The sequence below is a fragment of the Flavobacterium sp. PS2 genome (assembly GCF_046250155.1).
Lineage (GTDB): Bacteria > Bacteroidota > Bacteroidia > Flavobacteriales > Flavobacteriaceae > Flavobacterium.
Genome location: NZ_CP176426.1, coordinates 5124407 through 5137235, shown reverse-complemented (window position 1 = coordinate 5137235; position 12829 = coordinate 5124407). Strand labels below are relative to the sequence as shown.

The window sequence follows — 12829 nt, the reverse complement described above, 5'->3', positions numbered from 1 at the left end:
TTAAATTAATAGTTTAAATTTTCCCGAAATAGATTTTACAGGTTCTGGTATCTCTCTAAAAGTGAATTCTATATCAACTTTAGAAGAGTCAAATGAATTCATTGGATTGAAGTCTTTGCTTAAATTTATGTCTTGATTTATTACGTATAAAATTTCGACTTGACCTATTTCGCTTTGACTTGCTTGTATACTAACACAGTAATCAAATAATTTATGATGTCTTCCAAAAATCAATCCTGTCAATGGAATTTTTTTATTCTTTTTATCTAAAATATATTCACCACTTCTTCCTTCTTTTATCGAAAAAGAACTTAATAAGGAGTCCCTATATTCGCAATTAAAGGCAATATCTTCAGTATCATATCTAATCATTGGAGATTGAAAATTGTAGTAATTCGTTCCTATTAAACTTGATTCTCCCTCTGTTTCATCAGTTTCAACATAGCCATAAGTATGAAGTGGCTTATATTTATTTTTATCTATCTCATATGCTATTATACACCCTTCGGAGTGTCCATAAAAAGCATTTGTTTTTACACCAAAAACCTCTTCAATTGTGATTCTTAAATAATCGTAAGGAAACTCAGAATTTAATATTATGCCTTTTAAATCTCTCTTAAGCCTTTCCTTGAGTTGCTCATTTGTCTTACAATAAAGAGCTAGTTCATATATTGCGCTTGGGTAACCATGAAGGAATTTAATTTGAACTTTTTTATACTTACCTAATAATACTTTTGATATAGTATTATAATCACTATATATATCTAATCTTAGGCTATTTCTAACGAAATCGTAATCTACATAATTCCGAACATCGTTTCTTCCTACAAGCATAAGCTTTAATTCAGGTACTTTAAACTTCATTTGTTTTTTCCAGATATAATGGAGATGAGCCCATTCTATACCCATTTTTTCTGAAGGAGTAAAAAAAGATAATGTTTTGCCACTTGATCCTCCAGTATTTACTTGAACTGCTTTAGTAAAGTTTACCGACCTATCTGAAATATTGTATTTAAGTAAAAGTTCTTTTTTGATTATTGGTATGCGCTTAATATCATTGAATGAATTCAGTTGCATCATAGGATTGAAATTCAATGAATTATAATAATCCTTATAAAATGCTATATTTTGATAAGCATAAATTGTAATTTTTTTTATTTTAAAAAATAGATACTCTTCTTTTTTCTTCTTTTCTAAAGTATTAAATACTAATAATTCTTTTTGTGAATCTCTATAACTTTTACTAATTCCAGGCCTAAAAGAATAAGGCAAAAACGAAATGATTTTACCTATACCATATGGCATAAAATTTAAATTATTTCTTAGAAAAAAACCTAAATTCATATGTTATTATATAAGTTGTTTAATATGTTTTTGACATTTTTAGGAAGGTATGGTTCTACCATTTTCATGCTATTTTTTCCTAAAAACTCAAACTCTTTTTGTTTTTCTATGATGTATAAAATTTTATCTGATAATGCTTTTTTGTCACCTGGATTTATTAAATATCCGTTTGCATTTTCTTTTACTACCTCAGGAATGCCTCCAACGTTAGTAGATAAAATCGGTAAACCATATGACATTGCTTCCAAAATAGATATTGGAAGACCTTCGTTGTAAGAAGGTAAAATGTAAGCATTAACACTATTCAAGTAATTGATTTTTATGTCATCAGATACCCAACCAATATATTCTATTAAACTGTTTAAATCATTTTTTAATATTAACTCTTGTAATCTATTTACTTCGCCATTACCGCCTATCAGAAATTTACATTTACCAAGAAGTTTTTTTTTATTTTCTATAATAACATCTAGTAATAACCAAATTCCTTTGTTTTCAGAAATATGGCCCAGAAATAAAAATTTAAAGAGATTATTCAATTTATTGACTTTAAGATTAGGATAAGGGACAATATTAGGAACTACATCAATTCTCTTAGGATTAAAATTTTCTAAGAAAAATATTTCCCATTCTTTTGACAAACAAATAACTTGATCAGCATTGTTTATAAAATCTTCAATATATCTTTTTACTCTTTTAGATGATTTTGCATAAAACACATTAAATTCTCCTCCATGTATATGATATACTATTTTACAAGAAAATCTTTTGCATATTTTATAGATGATATACTTTCTGAAAAAACTATGATATGACGATCCATGTATATGGATAATTAAGTTAGAATTTCTAATTAAAAGAAATGAAAGCTTAGAGATACAAATTAAAAATTGTATCAAGTTGCTAATTTTATTAACTGAGGATGTGGATTTAATAAATATTGCTTCAGGAAATATTTTTGAATATTGAAACAATACACTAGCGACGCCACCTTTTCCTTTTTTGTAATCAACTCCAATAAAAACAATTTTATTCATTTATTAACTAGTTTTAATACCTTTTAGCGCGTCGGTATTATTCATTTAGAGCCGAATAATTGATATTCAACACTCATTACTTCATTAGGATGTTCAGATTTGCCACCTATTGTAACATTTGTTCCTATTTATACATTTTCACCAATTACTATACATATTATAATGAAGGACACAGTCAATTCCGCCTCAAGCAAATTTTGTTAGTTTTCCTATTTTTGCGGAAATTCTTTTTTTATAGAACCAATGTCTCATTCTATAGATACTTAACATTTTAAATAAGCATTTATAATTTTATAAAGCATACAGAATAAGCATATACCAAATTGTTATTATTAAAGATTTTTGAAAAAAATTAAGTAGTTTGATACTGTTGCACTTATGCTAAATTTTTTTATCATAGAATCTCTTTTATTAATTATTTCTTCCTTACTAACAGCAAATAGTTTTTCATTTTTTTTAAATAACTCAACATACGAACTTACAGCATTCGTTTTAGGAAAATAACAGTATTCTAAATCTCTAAATACGTTTAAATGCTCTTTTATAGGAGATAAAATGAGTGGAACACCTGTATTCATGGCTTCTAGAACAGTAATAGGTAATCCTTCATGAATCGATGAGGAGATATATAAATCTGATGAATACATTAAATCATTAATGTTATCTTGTATACCAATAAATTTAATATTGTTTTTAAATTTCAATTGGTTATGATGCAGTTTTATATTTTGATAAAGACTGTCATTATAATGCTTACCACATATTAATAGATAAAGTGTGCCTTCATATAATTCAGTATTCAGGTTTTCTATTAAGTCAATAAGTAATAATTGATTTTTTTGTTTTGTAATCCGTCCAACATTTAATAGAATTAAGCTGTTTGTGGGAATTTCATATTTTTGGGTTATAAATTCTCTAATGTTTTGATTTGCGTGAAAAGCTATACCATTATTGATAACCATTCCTTCTCCTATAATTTTATTTAAACTCAAATAAGCTTCATCAGAACAATAGGTATATTTAAACTTTAAGTGAAATAATTTAGAGTAAGCTAATTTTAATAATTTACTCTCACTTATATGTGTATTGTGTATTGTTTGAACAAATTTGATTTTGAATATAAATGCAAAAGGAAAAAAGTATATACTTGCCAAAAAGGAATGAATATGAATTAGCGTAGGTTTATTTTCTTTCAATAATTTATATATTTTAAAGAATAAAAAAAGTGATTTTTCGCCAGGTTTCCTGTTTAGACTTATTACTTTTATACCGTTTTCAAATAATTGATTTATTTTTGACATCTCAGAAATGTCATTAGAAAATGAATCAATTATGACAACCAAAACTTCATGATTGTGTTTTTTTATACCTATAGCCAAATCTTTCAAAAGTGTTTCTGCCCCACCAGCTCCTAAACTCGCTATTACTTCAAGGATTTTCATTTTTTTCATTATTGTATTAAGTAGAAAAAACTTAATTTTTCAACGGTTTTTTTTATATGGAAATTTTCATCGAAATAGTTCTTTATATATTCTTTATCAATATTTGATTTGCTCATCAAATGTTTTTTTATAACTGTATAAAAGTCTTCATGCGAAACAGATTTCGACAATAATCCGAGTTGAGAATTTACAATGACATTAGGAATTCCTCCAACAGGAGTGCAAATAGGATAACATCCTGTAGATAAGGCTTCCAAAAGTGAGATAGGTAATCCTTCCCATAACGAGCTCAAACAAAATACATCTGAATTAAGTAAATAATCTGCTACATTTTCTTTTGGCCCTAAAAAGATAATTTCAGGTCTTGCATTTTTTTTTATCTCTAGTCCAAAAGGCGTATCAAAACTAGAGCCAATAACAAGTAAAAGTACATTATGATCTTCGGATAAAAGTTGATTAAAAACTTCCACTAATAGCATGTGATTCTTTGCTTCAATACAACGCGCAATATTGATGAAAACCAAACGGTCTTTATTTTTTTTTAAATTAAAAATATACTCTTTGACCTCTTCGAACTTATTTGTGGGAACCTTAGGATAACATCCATTTTCGATTAGTATTGGAGAATCGAGTTTATAAAATTCTTCAAATGACTTTTTAGATTCCCCCGATATTGTAATTGCATTAATTAATTTTTTACTATAAAAAAAACGAATAACATTTCTAAGTGAATAACCTTTAAGGGATATGCATTCTTTGGCTGCATGGCTGTGTATCGTGTGAAAATATTTTGCTTTTTTATAAAAAATTGATGGTAAAAAAGTATATACAATATTTAAATGAGAATGAACAACATCTGGTTTGATTTCATTAATTTTCTTATAAAGAGGTAATAAAACCATTAAATCAAGAACCTTTTTATCAGTTCCTTTCAAATTAATATATTGAATGTTATTATTCAATTGATTTCTATAAAAAGTAGTATGTGATATTGAATCTGACACAATTTGAATTAGAAAAATATCATGTTTTTTTGACAGTTCATTACAAATATCAATAGTAATTCTTTGTGCACCTCCAGAACTTAATGTTGGTATGATTTGTACTATTTTCATATAAACTTATTTTGAGATTTTCTTAAGGTTAAAAGTGATATTATTCCAAAGAGATAAGCTATAGCGAAAGAGTTATATAGAAAAAGTACAAAACCACAAAAAATAATACTAAACAAAATACACATTAAAAACTTTGATTGTAAGTCTTTATTCAATCTGATTTTTGTGTATATTTTGCTAAACATTGATTTTAAAAGAAGAAAATAAAAGGTAAACCCTATTATTCCAAGTTCTGCTAAATTGATCATATACTCAACATGACATACATAAGAATTAGTTTTTCGATAATTCAATAGTCCAATTCCGAAATATGGATTGTCAAGAAAAATGCTCCATCCTTTGATGTAATAAATACCACGATCTCCGAATTTCTCAAAAATAGTTCCTTTAACAATTTTTGCTTCACTCATTCCTGAAAGGTCTTCAGTAGTATTCATTAGCCGTTCACCCAAGGTTGTGTTTTCAGCAATATATTGGAATAAACTATAACAAACAATACCAAGAACAATCATTTTGAATATAAAAGTAAAATCCATTTTTTCTTGTTTTATAGTCCAATATCCAAGTCCTAAAATTAGAAATGCGCCAAAAGCCATCCTTGATCCTGATAATACTATATAAACTGTTGGTATTATTAAAAGAGATATTACTTTAAATAAAGACATTCTATTATTTAATGCATATAATAAAATAGTTGCTACTAATGCTAAAATGATTATTACTATTTCATTCATATTCATCATATTATTATGAAATCTTCCATTTACAAAGTTGGAAGTAAACATAAAAATAGAGCTTGATGCATATAGAGTTATTATCATGACTTTCAAAAAAACATTTACTCTCCTAACTGGGATCAATGTAACTACATATATAATTACAAATGGAATAACTAACCTAGACATTATAAATATCTCAGTATCTATTTTATTAAAATTAGGATTATATAAAAAATAAGAGTTAATAATTTTATAAATGAGAGCTAAAAATGCAATTATTAGGATGGAATTTTCTTTTAATACGTTGTATGCGAACTTATCATTGAATAAATTTAATAACAAAATTGATATAGTTAAAAATACATTTACTCTCCCAGCTCCATCAAAACCACTAAAAATACTTGTTTGTGTAGCTTGCCAAATAAAAATTATAACAATAAAACCAATATTAAGTTTATAAAGCTTTATCATTTAATAATCCTTTTGAGTTTATTTATAAATAACATTTTTTTTTCAAGAAACTCGTCATGTTCAATTATAAACACATCATATTTTATTTGAAATAAAAAAACCAGAATGAGATAAATAATTCCTAGTAATGCAGTAATAATTACGGTAGTCCCAAAATAAATTTTTAATAACAGAAAAGGAACATAAACAAGTATTGATATTGAAAAAATTAAAAATATTTTTTTCCAATCAAAATGATTAAATATTGTGGTATTCAGCACTTTCATTTCGCTACGAATAATTAAAGCAATTGGAATAATTAATCCAATAACTGAACCTGTTACAGCACCTCCTATTGAAAAATTACAAACTAGAATGTAAGTAACAGGCATTGTTACTATTGAACTTATAAAGTAAATCCTAAGTGTTGATTTAGTATTGTTAGTAGCTCTAAGTATCAATCCAGCTCCTAATGCAGTAAGAACTACACAAATTAAATAAATTCTAAAATATGGAGTTGCAGGTAAATATTTTTTTGAAAAAAGCAAACTAATTATACTATCTGCATATAAACAAACAATCAAAACCAATGGAAGAGTATAGGATAATGTTTTTACAATTAAATTTCTATAATTTTCTACTATTTCTGCAATGTTGTTCTCTTTATAAAGATGAGTAATTTTTATAGTGTAAACTTGAGCAAGAGAATCAAATACTTCATTAATTCCAGGTACACCGTAATAAGCAATTATATAGATTGCATATTGTGTACTAGTTAAAACGCTAAGTGATACAATTTTATCAAACCGCAAACTAAATAATTTTAACATTACAGCTAATCCAAAAGGAAAACTATAGACAATTTGCTCTTTTATCAAACTATAGTCAAATTCTATCTGAATTCTCTTAATTTTAATTATTATATAATAGCATAAAAAAGAAAAAGTAATAAAACTAGCCAAAATTACACCTTTTAATACGGAGTCAATATTGTTGTTGTAAAGTGTGAAACTTATGATACAAATAGTCTTCAATATAACCAAAAAAAAAGGATACATTAGACTCATTTTTTTGTCATTATGAAGTATATATAAGGGCTGTATCATTTCGACAGGTATGGAGAAAAGTAAAGCTAATACCAAATAAATAAAGTATTTACTTAACCCACTTTTCTCTAGGATATTTTCATTTATAATCGGAATTTTGAGAATAAATACTATTACCACTGCCATTAATAATAAAATTATTAGTGACTGTAGAATTAGTTTTTTTTGATCTTTACCTTCTTTAATATTGAAAAAATAATACAAACTTGTATGAATCCCCATTGTACTAATACCAACTAAAAATAATAAAACGGTATAAAATTGTCCATATGTACCATAATCTTGCATATTAAGAAATCTTGTTAATATCATTGGCATCAGCATTGTAGCTATTAAGGCTAAACCTTTGCCTGTTATTAGAGAAATTATTTGACTTCTTGATTTCATATGAATTTAGATTTCTTCTTTTAGAAATTTTCTTGGTAATTTATCAATATCAATTTTTACGATTTTCGCAGGATTTCCAGCAACTATTGCATTTTCAGGAACATCTTTTGTTACAACAGAGGACGCTGCTACAATAGAATTGTTACCAATTGTTACACCTTTGCATATACGAGCAAACTCTCCTATCCAACAATTATCTCCAATCATGATAGGAGCCGAATCAGAATGTTTTATTGATCTATATGATGAATCTTCAGATTGTTGACGCATAAATAATCTATCTTCTGGATTTATAGGGTGATTATTATTATCAATTATTCTAACATTATTTGCTATTGCCGTATAACTGCCAATTTCAACGTGATTAGCTGACATTATTATAGAGTTTGTACCGATTTTGCTAAAGCCTCCAAATTTAATTTTACCACCATTGCATGATGTTAGTGAGCCCAAAATCCAAACATTATCATCTAAAACGATATCTGACTTTAAAGAACCTTCTTGTAAATTTATTATGGTTGATCTTCTAAAAATATAATTTTTACCTAGTAATGTCACCTTACTTTTTACTTCATTAGAAGAACGTTTATCAAAAAAAACACTGATTAAATTATTTATATATCTTAACATGACTTAATTTTTTATTACACCACAAAAATCTAAAACCTCTTTGTCCTCAACAATCTCAATTTCTTTAAATTCCTTATGATTAACTAGAAATACAATTATATCTGCTGAACGAGCCGCTTCTTCGTAATTGGTTAATTTAAAAACTTTGTGTTCTGTGATGTTAGGTTCTACTATAAAATATTCTCCATTGTTATCATCTTGCAAAACTTTTTGAACTATATATTTAGCTGGAGATTCTCTTAAATCATCAATATTTGGTTTAAATGCTAATCCCATAAGAGCGATACTAGCTTTTCTTCCGTGTTTTAATTCAAATTTTAGTTTGGTAGATTGAATTTTTTCAGCACACCAAAATGACTTAAAATTGTTAATTTCTCTGGCTGTGTTTATTATTTTAGATTCCAGCGGATATGTTGAAACCAAAAAGTATGGGTCAACAGCGATACAATGTCCTCCAACACCAGACCCAGGTTGTAGAATGTTTACTCTCGGGTGTTTATTAGCAAGAGCAATTAATTCCCATACATTTATGTTTGCTTTATCGCAAATCAATGACAATTCATTAGCGAATGCAATTTGTACATCTCTTGACGAGTTTTCCACTAATTTGCACATTTCTGCAGTTCGTGCATTTGTAGCGTGTAATTTAGATTGTACAAATCTTGAATAAAAGGCAATTGCTTTTTCTGTTGATTTATCATCTATTCCGCCGATTACTCTATCGTTATATACCAATTCATACATAACATTTCCGGGTAATACACGCTCAGGGCAATAAGCAATATCTAAAAAGCCCTCTAATTCAGGTCGTTCACTAAAGATAAAATCTCTCATTTTTTCAGTAGTTCCGATTGGAGAAGTAGATTCTATAATATACAAATCTCCTTTTTTTAAAATCGGGATAATACTTTTTGTAGCTGCTTGAACAAATGAAATATCTGGTTCATTTCTTCCTTTAAAAGGTGTAGGAACAACTATTAAATAGGTTGAAGCTTCTACTGGCGTTGTAGCAGCTTTTAAAAAACCTGCTTTAACAGCATTTTCAACAGCAATATCTAATTGTGGTTCTACAATGTGAATTTTACCCATATTTATAGTATCTACTACTATAGGGTTAATATCGACACCTAGTACACGGATATTTTTAGACGCTATTAATGCTGCTGTTGGTAGACCTATATAGCCTAAACCAATCATTACAACTTCTGGTTGATTCATTGTTATTATTTTTTGTTCGTGAGTTTATCCCGCTATATTATTTCTGTACCTTCAATTCTGCAATAAAATTTACTATTCTATTACTCGCATTACCATCACCATAAGGGTTATGTAAAGAACTCATGCTATCAAAACGATCTTTATCATTTAAAAGATCCAAGGTTTCTTTTATAATCAATTCTTTATCAGTTCCAACTAGTATTACGGTTCCTGCTTCTACCGCTTCCGGACGTTCGGTAATATCTCGCATAACTAGGACTGGTTTACCTAGACTAGGTGCTTCTTCTTGTACACCACCACTATCTGTAATAATTAGTTTAGATCGATTCATCATCCAAATAAAATCCTCATAAGCCAAAGGATTAATAAGTAATACATTAGGAATATCAGATAAAATTCGATTTACAGGTTCTTGTACCTTAGGATTTAAGTGAACTGGATAAACAATTATTCGGTCCAGATTATCCATTGCTATAGCTTTTAAAGCCTCACATATGCGGATAAATCCATCTCCATGATTTTCTCTTCGATGTCCTGTTACAAGAATCATCTCTTTTTCGCCAAGCTTTGTTGATAGTTCCTGAATTAAGCTACTCGGTGCTTGATTTACTTTGTCTATACTTTGCAACAACGCATCAATGACAGTATTTCCAGAAATTATGATTGAATCTTCGGCTATATTTTCGTTTAATAAATTTTGCTTAGACAATTTGGTAGGTGCAAAATGATAATCTGATAAACGTCCTGTTATCTGTCTATTTATTTCTTCTGGAAACGGTGCCCATTTATTATGGGTTCTTAAACCAGCTTCAACATGACATATTTTAGCACCGCTATAAAATGAGGCGATACTTCCTGCCATAGTTGTTGTGGTATCTCCATGTACGAACACATAATCTGGTTGAAAATCTTCTAACACAGATTTCATGTTAATAATTATATCCGATGTTAAGCTATATAAGTCTTGATTTGGTTTCATTAAATCAAGGTCGTAATCTGGAGTAATGTCAAAAAAGTTTAATACTTGATCTAACATTTCTCTATGTTGAGCTGTTACACATACTTTCGTAGTAAATGTTTTTGGATACTTCTTAAATTCTTTAACCAATGGGGCCATTTTAATTGCTTCAGGACGAGTTCCGAATACAATAAGTACTTTTGCCATTTTAATTATTTTAATTATTATGTTATAATTTGAGTTTTAGATATTCTCTAAAGAATACTTTTTATCATACTAATTATCTTGACTTCCTCAATGTTAAAGGCAGATAGACAATAGAAGAAATGATAATAATTAAGAATAAAGCAAGATTGATATTTACGTTCTGTAGTAAAAATGCACTTAGAATTACAATTAAGGATAATGATGTAATAATAATTGTTGCTTTTATATGTGTCAATCCTGAATCTAAAAAGTAATGGTGAATGTGATTACGGTCAGCTTTAAAAGGGCTTTGGCCATTTTTAATTCTAATAATAAAAACTCTTAAAGTATCTGTTAAGGGTAAAGAAAGAAATGCTAAAATAAAAATAGGCCCATTATCTAGTGAAAACGGAATTGCCAAAGTCTCATTTATTGTTAGGAAATTGATAGATTGATACATTATAATAAAACCAATTACCATACTTCCCGTATCACCCATAAAAATTTTTTGAGTTTTGGAAACATTAAATTTAAGAAAGGCAATTAGTGGACCTATCAAAGAAAACGAAATCAGCATTTGCGTGAATTGTCTATTTGCTAAAAAATAAAATCCGAAAAATAAACTAATTATTAAGGCAATTGCGCCAGCCAAACCATCAATACCGTCTATTAGGTTGTAAGCGTTTATAACAACTACAAAAGCAAAAAAGGTAAAAATGATTGAGATAACATATGGAAGTTCATGAATACCAAAAATTCCATAAAAATTGGTTATATATATATCTGAAAACAGAATTAAAATTCCAGCTGCAAAGAATTGCGCTATTAATTTTTTTAAAGGAGAAATGACTAATAAATCGTCCTTGATACCAATAAAGAATAAAATTAAAAGGGAGGCTGTTAAATCTAATAAGGTATCTATTTGTAAATATTTATTTAAAATTGATCCTAAAAATGCAAACGTCAATGTAAAGCCAAAGAAAATCCCTACTCCACCCATAGTTGGTGTATTATATAGGTGAGAACTTCTTTCTTCTGGAATTTTGGATAATTTTTTTACAGAACTTAAATGAATCAATATAGGAAATAGTTTATAAGACGCTAAAAAAGAAAAAAGTACTATTATAAAAGCTCCTAAAAAGTAGTAATTCAGAATATATGTCATTAACATTTGCATAAAACTTATAATAAAATCGTGTTTTTAATTTATTTAGATTTGATGTTTATCAGATATAGATAAACGCAATTTCGATAACAACTAAAAAGACAAAATGGATAGAATATTTAAAATATAGAAAAGGGTCCCCCGTAGCCAGTCACATTTTGGCTATTATTTGGATATATTATTAAGAAAATCAAGCAGATCAAATCACAGGTAAATACTTTAAAATACAGTACTTAAAAAGGAGTCTTTCATGCTGTTTTTAGCACCAATAGATAGTAGCTAATTTTTTACAAAAGTACTTGTAAGCTTAAAAAAAAGGCTGAATTAAAAGTGGCATAATGTCCTAAATAAGGACATCTTATTCGGAAAAAGAGTTGATTAATAGAAAAATTAGATATATACACTAAATCTTATTTAGCATATATTATTTTGAATAAATTTTGCAGTACAAAATCAACTAATTTATTCTTTTTTTTGATTTAGAAGTTATCAAAAAAACGTTTATACAAACAATAAAGACCTCACAAACAACAATATAGATACTGTTCAAAATATTGATATGGTTCATTTTTTTACTAAAATTAAGTTCTCAAACAATTATTTTGAAAAAACTTATTATAATATTTTAATGATTTATTGTGGCTTTTTAATTTTCATTTCCTAATTAATTTTGCGTATAATTTATTAACAATTAAACAGATACATTTTTTTGAATGATTTATTGCTTTAAAATGTATTTACAAAAATTAGTTTCTCATGAATAAAAATATATCAGAAAATATCAGAACTATACGCGAAATGAAAAATCTTACAAGAAAATTTGTAGCTTCTGAGATGGATATGAGTATTAGTGGATATGGTAAAATTGAACGTGGTGAAATTGATTTAACAATTTCTAAATTATCAAAAATAGCTTCCGTTTTTGGAGTTTCATTAAATGATTTATTATTCCTTGATATATCTTATTTTTTTAATAAGAGTTATAACAAATCTTCTAATCATGATTATGTAGATAATAATATAAAAAAGCATGATTTTATATTTGGACAATTATAACCATCGTAATTTAAAT

Annotated in this window: 11 protein-coding genes; 1 reads left to right on the top strand and 10 read right to left on the bottom strand. The window is 27.3% G+C overall.

What is annotated here, in order from left to right:
- From ACJ6WR_RS22140 to ACJ6WR_RS22095, 10 genes are all read right to left on the bottom strand, one after another.
- On the bottom strand, positions 1 to 1344 hold the full coding sequence (locus ACJ6WR_RS22140; protein ID WP_039114659.1) for a hypothetical protein: 1344 nt from the start codon (positions 1342 to 1344) through the stop codon (positions 1 to 3).
- Complete coding sequence (locus ACJ6WR_RS22135; protein WP_052259489.1) at positions 1341 to 2381, bottom strand: glycosyltransferase family 4 protein; 1041 nt, start codon at positions 2379 to 2381, stop codon at positions 1341 to 1343. Before ACJ6WR_RS22135 ends, ACJ6WR_RS22140 begins: the two co-directional genes overlap by 4 nt.
- A 332-nt stretch (positions 2382 to 2713) precedes the next feature.
- On the bottom strand, positions 2714 to 3823 hold the full coding sequence (locus ACJ6WR_RS22130; protein ID WP_165572115.1) for a glycosyltransferase: 1110 nt from the start codon (positions 3821 to 3823) through the stop codon (positions 2714 to 2716).
- A gap of 8 nt (positions 3824 to 3831) precedes the next feature.
- A complete protein-coding gene (locus ACJ6WR_RS22125; protein WP_409416521.1) occupies positions 3832 to 4938 on the bottom strand; it encodes a glycosyltransferase family 4 protein in 1107 nt (368 codons plus the stop codon).
- Positions 4935 to 6128 (bottom strand): O-antigen ligase, encoded by a 1194-nt coding sequence (locus ACJ6WR_RS22120; RefSeq protein ID WP_039114663.1) that lies wholly within the window; start codon positions 6126 to 6128, stop codon positions 4935 to 4937. Before ACJ6WR_RS22120 ends, ACJ6WR_RS22125 begins: the two co-directional genes overlap by 4 nt.
- Positions 6125 to 7600: an oligosaccharide flippase family protein gene (locus ACJ6WR_RS22115; RefSeq protein ID WP_409416520.1), complete on the bottom strand. Its 1476-nt coding sequence runs from the start codon at positions 7598 to 7600 to the stop codon at positions 6125 to 6127. The genes ACJ6WR_RS22120 and ACJ6WR_RS22115 overlap by 4 nt, the downstream gene beginning before the upstream one ends.
- A 6-nt stretch (positions 7601 to 7606) precedes the next feature.
- A complete protein-coding gene (locus tag ACJ6WR_RS22110; RefSeq protein ID WP_052259491.1) occupies positions 7607 to 8230 on the bottom strand; it encodes a DapH/DapD/GlmU-related protein in 624 nt (207 codons plus the stop codon).
- A gap of 3 nt (positions 8231 to 8233) precedes the next feature.
- A complete protein-coding gene (gene wecC / locus ACJ6WR_RS22105) occupies positions 8234 to 9448 on the bottom strand; it encodes a UDP-N-acetyl-D-mannosamine dehydrogenase (RefSeq protein ID WP_409416519.1) in 1215 nt (404 codons plus the stop codon).
- Between the two features lie 37 nt (positions 9449 to 9485).
- The gene (wecB, locus tag ACJ6WR_RS22100; RefSeq protein WP_409416518.1) at positions 9486 to 10613 is read right to left on the bottom strand and encodes a non-hydrolyzing UDP-N-acetylglucosamine 2-epimerase; all 1128 of its coding nucleotides are present in this window, start codon (positions 10611 to 10613) and stop codon (positions 9486 to 9488) included.
- A 73-nt stretch (positions 10614 to 10686) separates the two neighbouring features.
- Positions 10687 to 11763, bottom strand: coding sequence for an MraY family glycosyltransferase (locus ACJ6WR_RS22095; RefSeq protein ID WP_409416517.1), 1077 nt, complete (start codon positions 11761 to 11763; stop codon positions 10687 to 10689).
- A gap of 750 nt (positions 11764 to 12513) precedes the next feature.
- On the opposite strand from ACJ6WR_RS22095, the gene ACJ6WR_RS22090 reads away from it, so the two are divergent.
- The gene (locus tag ACJ6WR_RS22090) at positions 12514 to 12813 is read left to right on the top strand and encodes a helix-turn-helix domain-containing protein (protein ID WP_052250077.1); all 300 of its coding nucleotides are present in this window, start codon (positions 12514 to 12516) and stop codon (positions 12811 to 12813) included.
- The last annotated feature ends 16 nt before the right edge of the window (positions 12814 to 12829 follow it).

What these genes read in the sequence shown, in the direction of transcription:
- ACJ6WR_RS22140 (WP_039114659.1), bottom strand. Translation starts at nt 1,344, where the DNA reads ATGAATTTAGGTTTTTTTCTAAGAAATAATTTAAATTTTATGCCATAT.
- ACJ6WR_RS22135 (WP_052259489.1), bottom strand. Translation starts at nt 2,381, where the DNA reads ATGAATAAAATTGTTTTTATTGGAGTTGATTACAAAAAAGGAAAAGGT.
- ACJ6WR_RS22130 (WP_165572115.1), bottom strand. Translation starts at nt 3,823, where the DNA reads ATGAAAATCCTTGAAGTAATAGCGAGTTTAGGAGCTGGTGGGGCAGAA.
- ACJ6WR_RS22125 (WP_409416521.1), bottom strand. Translation starts at nt 4,938, where the DNA reads ATGAAAATAGTACAAATCATACCAACATTAAGTTCTGGAGGTGCACAA.
- ACJ6WR_RS22120 (WP_039114663.1), bottom strand. Translation starts at nt 6,128, where the DNA reads ATGATAAAGCTTTATAAACTTAATATTGGTTTTATTGTTATAATTTTT.
- ACJ6WR_RS22115 (WP_409416520.1), bottom strand. Translation starts at nt 7,600, where the DNA reads ATGAAATCAAGAAGTCAAATAATTTCTCTAATAACAGGCAAAGGTTTA.
- ACJ6WR_RS22110 (WP_052259491.1), bottom strand. Translation starts at nt 8,230, where the DNA reads ATGTTAAGATATATAAATAATTTAATCAGTGTTTTTTTTGATAAACGT.
- wecC (WP_409416519.1), bottom strand. Translation starts at nt 9,448, where the DNA reads ATGAATCAACCAGAAGTTGTAATGATTGGTTTAGGCTATATAGGTCTA.
- wecB (WP_409416518.1), bottom strand. Translation starts at nt 10,613, where the DNA reads ATGGCAAAAGTACTTATTGTATTCGGAACTCGTCCTGAAGCAATTAAA.
- ACJ6WR_RS22095 (WP_409416517.1), bottom strand. Translation starts at nt 11,763, where the DNA reads ATGTTAATGACATATATTCTGAATTACTACTTTTTAGGAGCTTTTATA.
- ACJ6WR_RS22090 (WP_052250077.1), top strand. Translation starts at nt 12,514, where the DNA reads ATGAATAAAAATATATCAGAAAATATCAGAACTATACGCGAAATGAAA.